The sequence below is a fragment of the Streptomyces broussonetiae genome, assembly GCF_009796285.1.
In the GTDB taxonomy this organism is placed as follows: Bacteria; Actinomycetota; Actinomycetes; order Streptomycetales; family Streptomycetaceae; genus Streptomyces; species Streptomyces broussonetiae.
Genome location: NZ_CP047020.1, coordinates 8981626 through 8996960, shown reverse-complemented (window position 1 = coordinate 8996960; position 15335 = coordinate 8981626). Strand labels below are relative to the sequence as shown.

16 protein-coding genes and 4 pseudogenes are annotated in these 15335 nt (G+C 71.3%); 9 read left to right on the top strand and 11 right to left on the bottom strand.

Annotation, left to right across the window (positions count from 1 at the left end; genetic code table 11):
- Positions 1 to 208 precede the first annotated feature (208 nt).
- The 5 genes and pseudogenes from GQF42_RS40965 to GQF42_RS40945 all read right to left on the bottom strand — a co-directional run bounded on the left by GQF42_RS40965 (position 209) and on the right by GQF42_RS40945 (position 3930).
- Entirely contained in the window at positions 209 to 1054 is an 846-nt protein-coding gene (locus GQF42_RS40965; RefSeq protein ID WP_158931196.1) for an isocitrate lyase/PEP mutase family protein, read from the bottom strand.
- Between the two features lie 68 nt (positions 1055 to 1122).
- On the bottom strand, positions 1123 to 2475 hold the full coding sequence (locus GQF42_RS40960; RefSeq protein WP_158928531.1) for a bifunctional transcriptional activator/DNA repair enzyme AdaA: 1353 nt from the start codon (positions 2473 to 2475) through the stop codon (positions 1123 to 1125).
- A 245-nt stretch (positions 2476 to 2720) separates the two neighbouring features.
- Positions 2721 to 3408 (bottom strand): annotated as a pseudogene (locus tag GQF42_RS40955) (response regulator transcription factor).
- The gene (locus GQF42_RS40950) at positions 3405 to 3536 is read right to left on the bottom strand and encodes an ATP-binding protein (RefSeq protein WP_407699520.1); all 132 of its coding nucleotides are present in this window, start codon (positions 3534 to 3536) and stop codon (positions 3405 to 3407) included. The pseudogene GQF42_RS40955 and the gene GQF42_RS40950 overlap by 4 nt, the downstream one beginning before the upstream one ends.
- Before the next feature lie 46 nt (positions 3537 to 3582).
- The gene (locus GQF42_RS40945) at positions 3583 to 3930 is read right to left on the bottom strand and encodes an ArsR/SmtB family transcription factor (RefSeq protein ID WP_158928529.1); all 348 of its coding nucleotides are present in this window, start codon (positions 3928 to 3930) and stop codon (positions 3583 to 3585) included.
- 159 nt (positions 3931 to 4089) lie between these two features.
- Between GQF42_RS40945 and GQF42_RS40940 the strand changes: the two genes are divergently transcribed.
- The 5 genes and pseudogenes from GQF42_RS40940 to GQF42_RS40920 all read left to right on the top strand — a co-directional run.
- On the top strand, positions 4090 to 5067 hold the full coding sequence (locus GQF42_RS40940) for a quinone oxidoreductase family protein (protein ID WP_158928527.1): 978 nt from the start codon (positions 4090 to 4092) through the stop codon (positions 5065 to 5067).
- Positions 5068 to 5118: 51 nt separating this feature from the next.
- Positions 5119 to 5298 carry a hypothetical protein gene (locus GQF42_RS40935; RefSeq protein ID WP_158928525.1) on the top strand — a complete coding sequence of 60 codons (180 nt, stop codon included), beginning with the start codon at positions 5119 to 5121 and terminating at the stop codon, positions 5296 to 5298.
- A 494-nt stretch (positions 5299 to 5792) separates the two neighbouring features.
- Positions 5793 to 6036: pseudogene (locus tag GQF42_RS46460) on the top strand (NPP1 family protein); the annotation flags it as partial.
- A 124-nt stretch (positions 6037 to 6160) separates the two neighbouring features.
- Positions 6161 to 6619, top strand: a complete 459-nt coding sequence (locus tag GQF42_RS40925) for a pyridoxamine 5'-phosphate oxidase family protein (RefSeq protein WP_158928523.1) — start codon at positions 6161 to 6163, stop codon at positions 6617 to 6619.
- A gap of 140 nt (positions 6620 to 6759) precedes the next feature.
- Positions 6760 to 6918 (top strand): annotated as a pseudogene (locus GQF42_RS40920) (RidA family protein); the annotation flags it as partial.
- 158 nt (positions 6919 to 7076) lie between these two features.
- Here the strand turns inward: GQF42_RS40920 and GQF42_RS40915 are convergent.
- From GQF42_RS40915 to GQF42_RS40900, 4 genes are all read right to left on the bottom strand, one after another.
- Positions 7077 to 7658: an NADPH-dependent FMN reductase gene (locus tag GQF42_RS40915; RefSeq protein ID WP_158928521.1), complete on the bottom strand. Its 582-nt coding sequence runs from the start codon at positions 7656 to 7658 to the stop codon at positions 7077 to 7079.
- Positions 7659 to 7726: 68 nt separating this feature from the next.
- Positions 7727 to 8650: an RNA polymerase sigma-70 factor gene (locus GQF42_RS40910; protein WP_158928519.1), complete on the bottom strand. Its 924-nt coding sequence runs from the start codon at positions 8648 to 8650 to the stop codon at positions 7727 to 7729.
- Positions 8647 to 9585: an NAD-dependent epimerase/dehydratase family protein gene (locus GQF42_RS40905; RefSeq protein ID WP_158928517.1), complete on the bottom strand. Its 939-nt coding sequence runs from the start codon at positions 9583 to 9585 to the stop codon at positions 8647 to 8649. Before GQF42_RS40905 ends, GQF42_RS40910 begins: the two co-directional genes overlap by 4 nt.
- A gap of 108 nt (positions 9586 to 9693) precedes the next feature.
- Positions 9694 to 10122 carry an ester cyclase gene (locus tag GQF42_RS40900; protein WP_158928515.1) on the bottom strand — a complete coding sequence of 143 codons (429 nt, stop codon included), beginning with the start codon at positions 10120 to 10122 and terminating at the stop codon, positions 9694 to 9696.
- Between the two features lie 182 nt (positions 10123 to 10304).
- On the opposite strand from GQF42_RS40900, the pseudogene GQF42_RS46455 reads away from it, so the two are divergent.
- The 3 genes and pseudogenes from GQF42_RS46455 to GQF42_RS40885 all read left to right on the top strand — a co-directional run.
- Positions 10305 to 10539 (top strand): annotated as a pseudogene (locus GQF42_RS46455) (serine/threonine-protein kinase); the annotation flags it as partial.
- Positions 10540 to 10824: 285 nt separating this feature from the next.
- Positions 10825 to 11358 carry a chloramphenicol phosphotransferase CPT gene (cpt, locus tag GQF42_RS40890; RefSeq protein ID WP_158931194.1) on the top strand — a complete coding sequence of 178 codons (534 nt, stop codon included), beginning with the start codon at positions 10825 to 10827 and terminating at the stop codon, positions 11356 to 11358.
- Between the two features lie 505 nt (positions 11359 to 11863).
- Positions 11864 to 13272 (top strand): IS3 family transposase gene (locus GQF42_RS40885; RefSeq protein ID WP_407699472.1). Its coding sequence is split into 2 segments (ribosomal slippage): positions 11864 to 12230 and positions 12230 to 13272, totalling 1410 coding nucleotides; the frame shifts between segments, so codons are not numbered across the junction.
- Positions 13273 to 13410: 138 nt separating this feature from the next.
- On the opposite strand, the gene GQF42_RS40880 is transcribed toward GQF42_RS40885, so the two are convergent.
- A complete protein-coding gene (locus GQF42_RS40880; protein ID WP_158928513.1) occupies positions 13411 to 14148 on the bottom strand; it encodes a DUF1345 domain-containing protein in 738 nt (245 codons plus the stop codon).
- Here GQF42_RS40880 and GQF42_RS40875 point away from each other — a divergent pair.
- Complete coding sequence (locus tag GQF42_RS40875; RefSeq protein ID WP_158928511.1) at positions 14147 to 14296, top strand: hypothetical protein; 150 nt, start codon at positions 14147 to 14149, stop codon at positions 14294 to 14296. The two genes, GQF42_RS40880 and GQF42_RS40875, sit on opposite strands and share 2 nt — an antisense overlap.
- A gap of 83 nt (positions 14297 to 14379) precedes the next feature.
- On the opposite strand, the gene GQF42_RS40870 is transcribed toward GQF42_RS40875, so the two are convergent.
- Positions 14380 to 15066 carry an acetate uptake transporter gene (locus tag GQF42_RS40870; RefSeq protein WP_158928509.1) on the bottom strand — a complete coding sequence of 229 codons (687 nt, stop codon included), beginning with the start codon at positions 15064 to 15066 and terminating at the stop codon, positions 14380 to 14382.
- Positions 15067 to 15335: the final 269 nt, after the last annotated feature.

The following is a 15335-nucleotide window of genomic DNA, read 5'->3' as shown; positions in this document are numbered from 1 at the left end:
CTTGCAACCTTCGCCCGGCTTTGTACGGGAAACCCGCATCGCATTACAGATCCAGCAGCAATCCATGACTCTCGGATGCAATGACCATTTATGTTCTGAAAACGGCATTTCGGTGCTCTTTCGGGCCCGTACGCCGTGCAGCCCCCACTCGGCCACCCGAAAGTGGGTAACAAGCCGGTACTCCCATCGGGGCAATGCGGAGAGCGCCTCAGCGCTCCGTGGCGACAGCGCCGTTGACCGTGCCGAAGTCCGCCGCGCCCGCCATCGCGTCGTACGTGCCCGCGTCCAGCAACTCTGCGGCGGCGCGCTGGAGGGCCCCGTACGCGGTCTGGGCGAGTGCGGTGCCCACGCTGACGCGGCGGACGCCGACTGCCTCGAAAGCGGTCACCGACGGTGCGCCCGGCCCTGTCATGACGTTGACCGGCAGCGGGCTGCGGCGGACCAGCTCGGCCACGGTGTCCAGGTCCACCAGGCCGGGGACGAACAGGCTGTCGGCGCCCGCCTCGGCATAGGCCTTGGCCCGGCGGAGCACGGCGTCCAGGCGGTCCTGCGGAGCGCCGATGCCGAACAGGAACACATCCGTGCGCGCGTTGATCCACACGTCCGCCAACCCTGCCTCCTCGGTGGCGGAGCGGGCCGCGCGCAGGCGTACGGCCTGGGCGGGCACGTCGTGGAGCGGGCCGCCCGGTGCGAGCGAGTCCTCGAGGTTGACGCCGACCGCACCGGCCGCGATCACCGCGCGGACGGTGACGGCGACGTCGTCGGCGCCGGGGCCGTAGCCGCCTTCGATGTCGGCGCTCACCGGTACGTCGACCACGTCGACGATCCGGCGCACGGCCTGAGCCGTCTCCTCCCGGGTCAGGCCGTGGCCGTCGGGCCGGCCGGCCGACCAGGAGACGCCTGCGCTGGTCGTCGCGATCGCGCGGGCGCCCGCCCGTGCGATCAGCGCCGCGCTCGCGGCGTCCCAGGCATTGGGCAGCACCAGTGCCCGGCCGTCGCAGGGGGTGTGCAACGAGCGCAGGGCGGCGGCCAGTTCTCGCTGGGCGGAGTTCATCATCGATCCCTTCGGTGGAGAGGGTGTTGGTGTTGGTGTTGGTGGCGGCGCTGGGGGTCCCGGCGCGATCAGGCCGTCACCGCGGAGAGTTCCGCCACCGCCAGGTGGGTCGCGGCGAAGGCACGCCAGGGCCGCCACGCGGCGACGGCCGCGTCCGCGTGCGCCGCGGTCGTCGCGGCCGGGAAGGCGTCGCCGTGGCCCAGGCGCAGCGCGATCCGTTGGGCGGTGTCCTCGGTCACTCCCGGGACGGCTCCCAGGGCGGGTACGAGGTCCGCCAGGGCCGAGCCGCCGTCGAGGAGCGTGTCGTCCGCTGCGACGGCGAGGGCCAGTGCCCTGAGCGCGCGCGCCGGCTGCGCCGACAGGCCGACGCCCTCCAGGTCGGTCACGGCGACCGTCTCGGCGGACGGGAAGAGGCGGGTCAGGCCGTGTCCGATCCCGGGAACCGGCTGTCCGGCGACCTCGGCCAGCGCGGCCATCTGCTGCCGGACCCGCGGCCCTGCGGCGTACTGGCGCAGTACGGCGTCTGCGGCGATCTCGAAGGCTCCCCAGGCGCCCGGCACCCGGAGCCCGGGGCGGGCCGCGATCAGGGGGCCGATCACCGGATCAGCGGCCAGGGCGGTCTCGGCCGGGGCTACGTCCGCGTCCACGCCGAAGATCCGGCCGATGCGTTCGACCACGTGGATCAGCCCTTCCCAGAACGGCAGATGGGCCCGCAGCAGCAGGTGGTCCGCGCCGCCCGCGCGTACTTCCAGCAGGCCGGCCTCGCCGTCCAGGCTGATCGTGCGCCGATACACGCCCTGCGCCACCGACTCCACGCCCGGTACGGCCCGCTCCGCGAGGAGCGCCAGGAGCCCCGGCCAGTGCAGCGGCGGTGCGAACGGCAGCCGCATCTCCAGCCCGCCGTCCGCCACGAGCCGGTCCGTACGCCGGCGCCGGCTGCGCAGTTCCAGCGGCGAGGCCAGGAACACCAGCCGCATGTCCCGGTTGAACTGCCGTACGCTGCCGAAGCCGGACGCGAACGCCACATCGGCCACCGTCAGGTCCGTGTCGTCCAGCAGCCGGCGCGCGAAGTGGGCGCGCCGCGAGCGGGCGAGCTGGTCCGGGGTGACTCCCAGGTGCTGGGTGAACAGCCGCCGCAGGTGTCGGGGCGACAGGGCGAGTCGGGCGCCGAGCGCGGCCTCGGTGTCCGCGTCAAGCGCCCCGGCGATGATCAACTGCACGGCCCTGCACAGCAGTTCGGGCACATCGGCGGCGATCGGCCCGGCCACCCGGTACGGCCGGCAGCGCAGACACGCCCGGAACCCGTTCGCCTCGGCCGCCGCCGGCAGCTCGAAGGTGCGCACGTTCTCCGCGAGCGGCCTGGCACCGCAGCCCGGACGGCAGTAGATACCGGTGGTCACCACAGCCGAGTAGGTTGTCATGCCCCCGTTCTAAGCGATCAGTCGTCGTGACGCTGGCCAGATTCGGACATGATGACGAGCGCCCCGCTCCGGCCCGGCGCAGCGAAGGGGCCTTCCCCGGCTGAAGGGCCTACGGACAAGACGCCGTACGCCGTGACCGTGCAGCGTGTCGGCACCCGCACCCACAGCGTCCGCGAGATGCCCGCTGCCGGCCCTGCGGGCGGCCCGGGCCTCCACTCGGCCACTGTGGCCCCTCCGCCATGGAGTCACGCCCGCCCGCCGGGCCGGGCGTGCGGTTTCACCGGGCCGCCCTGACAGGCGACGACGAGCTGGGCGCGGTCCCGGGCGTCGAGCTTGGTCATGGCTCCCTGGATGTGGCTGCGCACGGTGAGGGGGCCCACGACGAGTTGCTCGGCGATGTCGACGTTGGACCTGCCGTGCGCGGCCAGAGCCGTGACTTCGCGTTCGCGGTCGGCCAGGGTCCTGACGGCGTCGGGCAGGGCGTGGAAGTCGTCGGTGGCAGGGGCCGCCGGGAAACCGGGTGATGAGGGCCCGGGTGGCGCTGGGCGAGAGCAGGGCGTCACCGGGGGCGAGCGTGCGGATGCCGGACAGCAGGTCGTCGGGGCTGACGCCCTTGCCGAGGAAACCGCTCGCGCCGGCGCGCAGGGCCCTGGCGACGTTCTCGTCGTTCCCGAAGGCGGTGAGGACGAGGATGTGCGTGCCCGTCAGTTCCGGCCGGGAGCAGATGGCGGCGGTGGCGGACACGCCGTCGGCGTTCGGCATGCGGGTGTCCATGAGGACGACGTCGGGCCGGTGGGCAGCCGTGCGGCCGACGGCCTCCTGCCCGTCGGCGGCCTCCGCCACCACGGTCAGGTCCTCGGCCGAGTCGACGAGGATACGGAAGGTCGCGCGCGGCAGGGCCTGGTCGTCGGCGAGCAGGACGCGGACCGTCACGGGGCGGGGCTTTCGTCGTGGTCGTCGTCGGGGCTGTCGAACGGAAGGGTGCAGGCGACCTCGAATCCGCCCCGCGGGCGGTGGCCCGCGCGGAACGTACCGCCCGCGAAGATGGCGCGCTCGCGCATGCCGAGCAGACCGAACCCGCCGCCGAAACCCGCGCGGGTCGGTCGCTCAGCCCGCGTCGCCGTCGCCGTGGATCAGGAGATCGAGCAGCCCGGGAAAGCGCGCCTCGAACTCCTCGCGACGCAGCCGGTTGACCCGCCTCGGCCCCTCGTCACGCTGTTCGACCACACCGGCGTCGCGCAGCACCGAGAAGTGGTGGCTGAGCGCGGCCTTGCCGACGGGTACGTCGAAACTGCCGCAGCTGCGCGTCCAGTCGGCGGAGCCCGCCAGCTCGCGGACCAGTTGCAGGCGCACGGGGTCGGCGAGCGCGGACAGCACGGTCAGGACGGAGACGTCCTTGGGATCCGTGTGGATGGGCGCCGCACGGTGACGTGCGCCCGCGGTCTGCTTCGGCATGCCTCTCCCCTCCCGTGCGCTCTCTCGCGGGTCACTCCGCCGGCAGCCCGGACCCCTTGCCGAGTGTTCGATGAGTATCTTACAGTCCAAGTGTTCGCTTTCCGTTGAACACTGGCCCTGGCACACAGGGCGCACCCTGCAGAAAGGCGGTCACCGCTGATGCGCGCGGTCGAATTCCAGGAGTACGGCGGCCCCGAGGTACTCAAGGTCGTGGAGGCCCAGGTCCCCGAACCGGGGCCGGGCCAGGTGACCATCGACGCCGCCTACACCGGCGTGAACTTCGCGGACCTCAAGGCGCGCGCCGAGGGGTACCGGGTGCCGTCGCTGCCGTTCCGTCCCGGCCTGGACGTCTCCGGCCGGGTCCGGGCCGTCGGCCCGGGCGTCGAAGGACTGCGGCCTGGTCAGGAAGTCGTCGCGTTCGTCAACGGCGGCGCGTACGCGGAGGTGGTGGCCGCCGAGGCCGCCACCGTCCTCCCGCTGCCCGAGGGCCTGGACCTGCGCACCGCGGCCACGCTGCCCACCGTCCTGCCGACCGCGCACGCCCTGCTGCACGAGGTGGGGCGGCTGCGCGCCGGGGAGAGTGTGCTGGTGCACGGCGCGGCGGGAGGCGTCGGCACGGCGGTCGGACAGCTGGCCCGGGCGGCCGGCGCCGACGCCGTGTACGGCGTGGTGTCCTGCCTCGACAAGGCCGAATACGCCCTCAAGTACGGCTACGACGAGGTGTTCAGCGCCGACACCTTCGCCGACGACGTCCGCCGCGCCACCGGCGGCCGGGGGGTCGACCTGATCCTCGACGCGGTGGGAGGCGACACCCTGCGCCGCGGCCTCGACATCCTGGCCGTCTTCGGCCGACTGGTGTCCTTCGGCAACGCGAGCGGCGCGCAGCCGTGGCACGCCGGGCAGGCGGAACTCTCCGCGCAGGGTCGTGCGGTTGCCGGCCTCTCCGTCCTGGGCCTCGCACAGACCGCACCCGAGGCGCTGCGCGCGCTCGCCGAGCGCGCCTTCCGCAAGGTCGTCGACGGCACCGTGACCCTGCCCGTCACCGCGGAGTTCGCGCTGTCGGACGCCGCCGAGGCGCACCGGCTGATGGGCGGACGCACATCGACGGGCAAGCTGCTGCTGCGCACGGCGCAGTAAGCAACGGCGGTTCGCAGAACAGGACTTGGGCAGGCACTGAGCAGGGGCGGCATGAGCCGGGCGTACGCACGGGTCGTCAGGAAGACACCCGCGCCGGGTCCGGTGCTGGGCGCCGTGCGTGGCATCCGGTTCGGCGCGGCCTTCGCCCCCCGGGTCCATCCGCAGGTCGGTGCCGCCGGCGTGGTGATCCTGCGGCTGCTGATCGCGGGCGTCCCGCTGTGCCTGGCGTGACGCCCGCACCGACGGGCATCAGGTTCGATGCGGGGGTCCCGGGGTACGGTGCCCGGCGCCGGAGCCCTGCTCGCGGGACACCATCTCGCCTGCTACGAGGCCCTCGAGCGCATCCCGCTGGGTGCCGTGGCCACGATCGAGTCCCTCGGCCCCTTCGTCATCGCACTGACCCGGATCGCGACGGGTGGTCGACCTGCTGCCCGCCTGCCCCAGGTGCTGGGCGTCGCGGCGGTGGCGGCAGTGGCGTCCAGCGTGCTGCCGTACTCCCTCGATCTGGAGGCGCTGCGCCGGATCCCGCCGCGCGTGTTCGGCGTGCCGACGAGCCTGGAACAGTTTCAACTCCCGCCCCAGTCTCCTCACTTCACCTCTTGCCGAAAGTTGGTCCACACCTCTGGGTTCGCGGCGCTGCCACTCCCAGAGGAGTTTGAGGTGCGAACCCACCTGTCCCCCACGCCCGGTCCGGGCTCCACGGAATCCGCGGGCCGTCGCCGGCTGCGGCTGCTCCGGTCAACCCCGGCCTCAAGCTCGGCGGCGACGTCAACGGCCACTGCCACGACTACGCCCAGCTCGCCAACGCCTACTCGCGCGAGAAGTGCAACAACGGCGGGTGCGCCGTGATGTACGCCAGCTACTTCGAGAAGGACCAGGCGACCTACGGTCCGCCGGCCATCGGCCACACCCACCGACTGGGAGCACGTCGTGGTGTGGATCAACAACGACGAGATCCAGTACGTGTCGACCCGAACGCCTGACGTCCTCCACTGGCGGCCCGCCCCGGGCGTCGGCCGTCGGCGGGCCGGTACGGCGGGTCGGGAGCTGCACTGCCCGCCGTGCGCCCGCCCGCTGACTAGGGTGCGAACCCATGGGGACCGAGGACCTGGTCAGCCGTGAGCTGCCGGAGCGCAGGCGCGACACACTGCGACGCCTGGCCACCGAGCGGGACGTGTGGGTGTCGACGGCTCATCCCGAGCACGGGCCGCACCAGGTGCCATTGTGGTTCCTGTGGGACGGGCGGGCGATGTGGATGTGCACCGGCGCCGCCTCCGCGACGGCGCGGAACATCCGTGCCGAACCACGCGTCCACCTGGCCCTGCCGGACAGCTTCGACGTGGTGCTGCTCCAGGGCGAGGCCGAACCCTTCCCCGCCCCGCAGGTGCCGGCCGAGGCGGCAGGGGCGTACGCCCGGAAGTTCGGGTGGGACCCCCGCGCCGAGGAGGGTGCCTTCGTGTATGTGCGCGTGGCGCCCAAGACGGTACGCGCCTGGCGCGGCGAGCCGGAGCTGCGCGGCAGAGTCGTCATGCGCGACGGAGCGTGGCTGTAGTTCCTCGACTCACCGGACAACCGGTGGAGAGCTGGTCATGGCGGTGACAGGGTGATCCTCATGCCGTCGACCACAACCGAACAGATGCTGCGCGAACTGCACGCCAACCGGACGATTTCGCCACCCAGGTCCGGCAGGTTCTGCACAACCTCGTCACGGTCGTCGTCGCTGCAGGCAGCCGGAAGGACCTGATCGTCAAGTGCACCTGCCACCTGAGCGACATGCGCGATTTCGCGGCCTTCAACAGCGCGTACCGCGACTTCTGCGCGGACTGCCCGCTGGTGCCCGCCCGGACGACGGTCGTCGCCCAACTCGTGCGCGACGGTGTGCGCGTCGAGATCGACGGCGTCGCCGCGGTCGCCTGCGCTCAGCGACGTCCCTCCGCACGGCACAGGGGGTGTGGTACGGGCGGCTGGTCCGCACCCCGGACCGACGTCGGGGTGCGGACCAGCCGCGGTCAGAGAGCGGCCGAGGAGGCCGCGCGCAGCGGGGCGAGGGCCTGGGTCCACGCCAGCAGTTCGTCGACCAGCCGGTGCACCTCGGGCACGCGCAGTTCCAGCGGCTTGAAGTCGGTGAAGTTCACGAAGTCCTCACGCAGCGTCAGCGCGACCTGCGGACCGATGTCGGCCATCCTCAGCACGCCCGCCTGCGCGCGCAGCTTGTGCACCGCCATGACCGCGCCGTGGACGCCGTAACCGACATAGGCGACCGCCTTGCCGCCCCACTCCCGGTGCAGGTAGTCGATGGCGTTGGTCAGGGAGGCGGGCGCGGCGGTGTTGTACTCGGGCGTCACGAAGATGTAGGCGTCGTACGAGCCGATCCGCTCGGCCCAGCGTCGGGTGTGCGGCTGCTTGCCCGGCATCCGGGCCGCCGGGACCGCCTCGTCGAGCAGCGGCAGGTCGAAGTCCTCGAGGTCTACCAGTTCGAAGTCCACTGTGTCGCCCGCGTGTTCGGCGGCCAGGTCCCGAACCCATTGGGCCACCTGGTCGCCCTTGCGGCCCGGGCGGGTGCTGCCGATGATGATGCCGATCCTGATCACTTGCGAATCCCCTGTTCCCGTACGGGTTTTGGTGGTGGGTTGCTGATCACTGGTCGCGGTTGCGGCGGTCAGTCCTCGTCCCTGCGTGCCTGGTGCGTCTCGCGCAGCACCGCCCAGGCGTCCGCCACGGGGCCCATGTGCCCGAGCTTGTCGGGGTTGCTGACCGTGCGGATCGTCTGGATGCGGCCCTCGAGGATGTCGAGTGTCCAGGTGTTGATGACCTTGCCGTCCCGGTCGCGGAAGATGGCGCCCGGCTGACCGTTCACCTGATGGGGTTCCACGACACCGCCGATCCGGGTGAAGGGCAGGACCACCGACGTGAGCACCCGGGCTACGTTTTCGGCGCCGAAAACGCCCCTGGCCCACTGCGGGGCGTTGCCGCCGGTGTCCGCCGTCATCGTCGCATCGGCGGCCAGCAGTTCGCGAAGCGCGTGCGGGTCTCCCTTCTCCAGGACGTCGAAGAAGCGCTCGGCGAGTTCCTCGCGTTCCTTGCGGTCGGCCTCGAACCGGGGCCGGGCCGCCTCCATGTGGTGCCGTGCCCGTGACACGAGCTGTCGGCACGCGGCCTCGGGCCGGCCCACCGCTTCGGCGATCTCCGGGAAGTCGAAGCCGAACACCTCCCGCAGCACGAAGACCGCCCGTTCCAGGGGCCTGAGCCCCTCCAGCAGGAGCAGCGAGGCCATGGACAGTGAGTCGGCCAACTCCGCGGACTGCTCGGGGTTTTCATAGGGATCGGCGAGCAGGGGCTCGGGGTACCAGGGGCCGACGTAGGTCTTTCGCCGGGCGCGGGCCGAGCGCAGCGCGTCGATCGCCGTCCGGGTCACCGTGGCGGACAGGAACGCCCTGGCCGATCCGGCCCGGGCCGGAGACAACTCGTAGTGCAGCCAGGTCCTCTGTACGGCGGCCTCGGCCTCGCTCACGCTGCCCAGCAGTCGGTAGGCGATGGAGAACAGCAGTGGCCGCAGCGTCTCGAACTCCTCGACGCGGTTCATGCCAGCCCCTCCTGGAAGCCCTGCCGCCAGGACGGATAGCGCGGCTGCCAGCCAAGCTCCCGCTTGGCCTTGGCGTTGGAGAAGCCGCGCCCCTCGGTCATGATCGTCACCATGACCTCTCCGGCCAGCAGCCGGACCAGCCACTTGGGCAACCGCATCGGCGGTTTCGCGCCCGCGCACCGCGCCAGGTGCGGCAACCACTCGCTCGCCGGGGCCGGTTCGTCGTCGACGATGTTGAACACCCCCCGGGCCTTCTGCTCCACGGCCAGCACAGTGGCGCTCGCCGCGTCGTCGACATGCACCCACGAGCCGTAGCCGGTGCCGTTCCCGACGATCGGGAACTGCCGCTTGCGGACGAGTGCGAGGGCGTCGTCGGTGGCGCCGGGGCCGTAGAACCCGCCGTAACGCAGCACCACGCCGTCGGCCCTGCCGACCGCTTCCTCGAGGTAGCGCAGCGCCGCCAACAGCTTGTGCGCCGCCGTTCCCTCGTGCAGGTCCAGCGGGTCCTCCTCGGTCGTCACCCAGCCGCCGGCACGGCTCCCGTTCCAGTGGGCGAACCCCTGCGCGACGAAGTGCGGCACACCGCCCGCCCGGGCGGCGGCCAGCAGATGGTCCGTCCCCTCGGTGCGCAGCCTGGTGGTCGGCAGGAACCACCGGTCCATGTGCTTCGGGTCGGGTTTGCCGGAGTGGGCCGGGCTGATCGCGGTCATCTGGTGCACGATCACGTCCGGCCGGGCGGCGGCCACCGCTGCATTGACGGACATGGCGTCGAGTCCATCCATCACGACGCCGTCCGCGCCCAGGTGCGCCAACATCGCGAGCTTGGCCTCGCTCGTCGTCGTGGCCGTCACCTGGTGGCCACGGGCCACGAGCTGCGGCACCAGCCGCCGGCCCACCATGCCGGCGCCGCCCGCCACGAACACCCGCACGGCCATCACCTCCCTGGTCCCGAAGTCCGATTCCTAGACCTAGACGAGAGAGCCCCGCCGTTTGTGACATCGCGGGGCCGGTGCGGCCGCATGAGAGATTCGGGACAACTGCCGTCAGTGCGCGCCGAGTTGCCGTAGCTGAGTCAGTACGTCCACGACTCCCCAGATCTCGACGATCCGGCCGTGCGCGCAGCGGAAGACGAAGATCTCGTGGTAGGCGACCTTCCGGCCGGTCGGCGGCAGTCCCCGGTAGTCGCCCTGGTGGGTCCCGGTCACCGTGTTGCGGACGACGACCTTGTCCCCCTCGGCGATCACGTCCTCGACGGCGACGTGCAGGTCGGGGAACGCGCTCAGGAGGACCGTCCAGATGTCCTTGAGAGCCTGCGGCCCCGTCCGGCCCGTCCTCACGGGCGCGTGGAACAGCACGTCGGGCTGGACGAGATCGTCGACGGTCTGCGAGACGACCTGAACGTCCCGGGTGTTCACGGCCTCGTGGAACACACCGACCACGGCCTTGTTCCGCGCTTCCTGTTCCGCTGTCATACGAGTCCTCCTCGAGCCGTCGGTCACCCCACACCACGACGAATCTCCCCACAGCGATGTGACACTCCCGTGTCCATGCCCGACTCCCCCAAGGCTCGTATCCGGCCACCGTGAACTGACCGGTGATCAATTCGTCGGATCGGGGGATCAGCCGCATCGGGCGATCAGGGGGACATACGGCGATGGACAAGGCGACTGAGGTGTTTCAGCCACTGCAGGCGGACGATCCGCCGACGGTGGCCGGCTGTCGCCTCGCCGCACGGCTCGGCGCGGGCGGGACGGGCCGGGCCGGGCCGGGAGTATCTGTCGCACACAGGCCGCCCGGTGGAGATCAAGGTGGTGCCGCCCCAGCCTGCGGACGATCCGGCGTTCCGGCGGCGTTTCGGCCGGGAGATCAGGGCCGCTCGGCGGGTTCGGGAGGCGTCCCCGCTGCCCGAGCCCTTGCGTCCGCTGATCGCCCGGTGTCTGGCCGCCGATCCGGCGCGGCGGCCCACTCCGGCACAGGTCGTCGCATGGTGCCGACGGCAGCTGGGCGGCCGCGGCGGCGGCCGGCAGCGAGATCTGCGTCAAGAACCCCTCCGGGGACATCGCGCTGCTGGTGATCCAGGTGAAGTCGACCGCGTTGCCGACGAGCGGGGTGAGCTTCGTGACCGCGGACATGACGATCTGGCGCAAGGGGCGGGAGCTGTCTACTGTGGCGCGGTGACGACGCAGGTGATCGTGCTCAACGGTGGTTCCAGCTCGGGCAAGTCCGGGATCGTCCGGTGCCTGCAGGCGCTCCTGCCGGATCCGTGGCTGGCGCTCGGGACGGACACGCTGGTCGAGGCGATGCCCGTGTCCCTGCGGGCGTCGGTTGCCGGAATCGAGTTCGCGCCGGACGGCGAGGTGACCGTCGGGCCGCAGTTCCGGACGCTGGAAGCGGCCTGGATCGAGGGAGTCGCCGCGATGGCCCGCGCGGGCGCGCGGGTGATCGTGGACGAGGTCTTCCTCGGCGGAACGTACTCGCAGCAGCGATGGCAGAAGGCGCTGGGCGACCTGCCGGTGCTGTGGGTCGGCGTCCGGTGCGACGGCGCGATCGCCGCCGGCCGGGAGGTCGCCCGGGGCGACCGGACCATCGGAATGGCCGCCGGCCAGGCGGAACTCGTCCACCACGGGGTCACCTACGACCTCGAGGTGGACACCACCCATACCGAGTCGATGGAGTGCGCACGGGCCATCGCCGCACAGGTCACATGAGCGACGGGTGCGGCGATCCCCGAGATCGGAGGCAAAGCCCGACCCGCTCGGGGATGCCGGCCGTCCGGTCCGCCGCCCGGCTGCCCGCAGAAGGGATCCACGCGTGCGAGCACACTGCGGCCGCACCGACTGCCCCGAGGCCGCCCTGGCCCGCACTTCCCGAGCAGAGGTCCACGGCGTGGAGGCCACCGAGGTCATCACGCATGGGCAAGCTGCCGGTCGGAATGCGGCCCAGTACCCAGCCGCTGGACCGCACGGCGGCACCACTCCGGGCACTGGTCATGGCCGCGGTCAAGGGGTGACCGGGCCGGTGCGCACCCCCTCGCCGAGGCGGCCTGCACCGCTGACTCCCACGGACCTGCCGGCCGCCACGACGGCTCGGGCGCGCTCGCGCTGTCACGGGTGTACCCCTCGGACTTCCGGCGCGGCCGTCTCTGACATCGTCGGGTGAGACGCCCCGAAATGATCAGATATTGTGGGCGGGTACGACAGGAGCACCTCCCGCATGACCAGCACCAAGCCCTCCGGGCAAGATCCCGCGCCAAAGCCGAAGCGCCGCCGTTTCACCCCCGAGTACAAGCTGCGCATCGTCGCCGAATACGACGCGGCCCCCACCGGGGACAAAGGCGCGGTCCTGCGCCGGGAGCGGCTGTACCACTCCCACATCATCGAGTGGCGCCAGGCCAGGGACGCCGGCGCGCTGGAGAGGCTGACCGACCACCGCACCAGCCCCGCACGGCCGAAGAAGCACCCCGCCGAGGCGGAGAACGACAAGCTTCGGCGGCAGGTGGAGCGGCTGGAGAAGGAGGTCGCGAAGCGGGACGCCGCACTGGAGGTGCTGGGAAAAACACACGCGCTCTTGGAAGCACTCTCCAAGAGCGCGGACTGAAGGACGCCCTGGAGCCGCTTCTCCACGAGGCCGTCGATCGCCTGGCCCCGCACGTGGGCATCGTGGCCGCGTGCCGCCTGACCGGCCGTTCCCGAGCCACCCACCACCGGCGGCTGAACCCCCTCCCGGCCAGGCCCAGAGCCCCACGTCCCGCGCCGGTCAACGCCCTGACACCGGCCGAGCGGCAGGCCGTGCTGGCGTTGATGAACCGGCCCGAATACGTGGACCTGCCGCCCGCGCAGATCTACGCACGTGAGCTGGACGAGGGCCGCTACCACTGTTCCGAGCGCACCATGTACCGGATCCTGAAGGAGGCCGGGCAAGACGGTGAACGCCGCCGTCAGGCCACCCACCCGCCCCGCACGGTCCCCGAGCTCGTGGCCGACGGCCCATCCGAGGTGTGGAGTTGGGACATCACGCATCTGGCGGGTCCGGCGAAGGGCGTCTGGTTTCACGGGTACGTGATCCTGGACATCTACTCCCGCTACGTTGTCGGCCACACCGTCGAGGCGGCCGAATCCGCCGCCCGTGCCGAGGAGTTGATCCGTGAGGCGATCGACCGCAACGGCATCGTGCCGCACACCGTGCACGCCGACCGCGGCACCTCGATGACCAGCAAGCAAGTCTCCCAGATGCTCCTCGATCTCGGCGTGACCCGCAGCCACTCCAGGCCCAGAGTCAGCAACGACAACCCGTTCAGCGAGAGCCAGTTCCGCACCACGAAATACCAGCCCGACTACCCAGAACGCTTCGATTCCCTCACCCACGCACGGGAGTGGATGGAGGCGTTCATCTCGCACTACAACCACGTCCACCGGCATTCCGGGATCGGCTACCACACCCCCGCCAGTGTCCACTTCGGCACCGCCGAACTCGTCCGCGAGCAACGGGCGGCCACCCTCATCACCGCCTACGAGCAGCACCCCGAACGCTTCAACAGCCGGCCGGTGCCGCCGAAGATTCCCCAACAGGCGTGGATCAACGACCCCGCCCGACGACGCGAACCACAGCAACACAGTTCATAGCCGCACATTCGTTTCATTTGACTTGACAGCTACCGCGGCGACTCCGGCGTGGCGGCGAGCGCCTGGCCGCCCGGTGCGCACCGTACGGCCACTGCGCGACGAGTGCCGGGCACGGACGGCGTCCAGCCTCCCAGCGCGCTACTTCAGGATGTTGACGGCTCGGGCGACCACGAGGACCACGGTCACCAGGGAGACCGACGACTGGAGCATCATCAGCATCTTCGACCAGCGCGACAGCGGCATGACGTCGGTCGGGCTGAAGGCGGTGGCGTTGGTGAAGGACAGGTACAGGTAGTCCAGGAAAGCCGGTTCCCACTCCGGCGGAGCGATCTCCGGGCTCTGCATCTGGACGAACAGGAAGTCGGCGAACTCCTTTTGTCCCTGGACCCGGGCCATCGGGCCGCCCCGGTCCCACTCCCAGTACCACAGAGCGAACACGATGACGTTCGTGACCCAGATGACGCCGCCGGTGAGCAGCAGCGATACCGCCTGGTCTCCCCCGGTGCCGTTCACCAGGTCCGCCACCAGCCGGACCGCGGACCAGCCGTTGGCCAGGCTGATGACACAGATCAGGACCAGGCCGAGCAGGCGCAGCCGGCGGGTGTGGGGCTCCACTCGGCGGGGGTTGGCTGCGACCAGGCCTGCCAGCAGGAACAACTCCAGCGCGGGCATGGCCCAGGCGGGGTGCAAGAGGATGAGCCGATGCGGCAGGGTGAGCTGCAGGGCGACGGCCGTGAGGATCACGACCGTCACCGTCCAGCGCGGCTCGCCGCGGGTCGCCCGGCGCCAGGCGGGGACCAGCTCCCGCCCCCCGCTCTCCAGCAAGCGCTCGATCCTGGCCAGGCGGCTTTCGGCGTCATCCATGTCGTCGTTCATGACGAGAATTGTCGCGGGTGATCGCCTCTCCGCGGGCACCGAGGCAGCGACGCGAGTGTGCCGTGGCAAGGCGGCCCGCAACAGGTCCGCCTCGCCCACCTCGGCCACCTGGGCCACCTGGGCCACCTGGACCGCCTGGACCGCCTGAACCGCCTGAACCGCCTGGTCCGCCTCGGACACGATGGCCACCACGGCCGCCCCGGTTGCCCCAGTCGCCCCCGTCGCCTCGTCCTACGGCCTGGAGTCGATCACCTCCGGCGGGATGCTCGACGCGCGAGCCCGGGCCGGGCCGGGATGACGCGGGCCCACGGGCAGGACCGTACGGCCGTATGTCCCATTGATGACGGTCGCCGCCGACGCGTACCAGGCGACGAGCCCCGTGGCGATACCGAACCACCCGCCCACCTGGGTCATGACGTGCGGTTCGGCACCGGTCTGGAACGCTCCGACGGCCAGGAAGACGTAGGTGAGGGCGAGCAGGACGAACACCGTCAGTACGGAGAGGCTGACCCGCAGCGCGGCTACGGCCATGTAGGCGGTGAAGATGCCCCACCCGAGCAGGTACAGGCCGAGCGCATTGTGCACGTCACCGGCGAATGCCAGACGCGGCACGATCCACCAGTAGGACAGCCAGAAGGCGGCGTACGAGACGAATGCCGTCGCACCGAACGTGTTGCCGCGCCGAAATTCGAACAGACCCGCGGCGAACTGGGCGAGGCCACCGTAGAACGCGGCGGTTCCCAGGACCGGGACGATGGCGCCGGTTTCCTTGAGCAGGTTGGTGTTGGCGATCGAGAGCAGCAGGGTGGTGAAGGCGAAGGCGGCCAGGCCCAGCGGCGCCGGGTCGCCCCAGGCCGTCTGGTGCGGGTTCTCCGCCACGGGCTGCTCCGGAGGAGGATTCCGAGTGTCCTCGTTCATGACCGGCATCCCTTCGAGCAGAGCCGGACCAGCAGTCGACGCCTGGGTAGCCCACGAACGTGCTGGTCGGAACCCCGAGGCGGGCTGACGGCACTGCTGTGCCGCCTGCGTCTACCGTTACAGAAAGTACCCGTTTGCCGTATTAGTTAGCCATGTTCCTGCCCAGTAATACGGCCGGCCGCGCTCGCGACGACGAGCGCGGGAGGAGGCACGGCCGACGCTCCCGGACCTTGACGCCCGGTGCAGGGTCCGCAGCCCGCCCCCGTGCC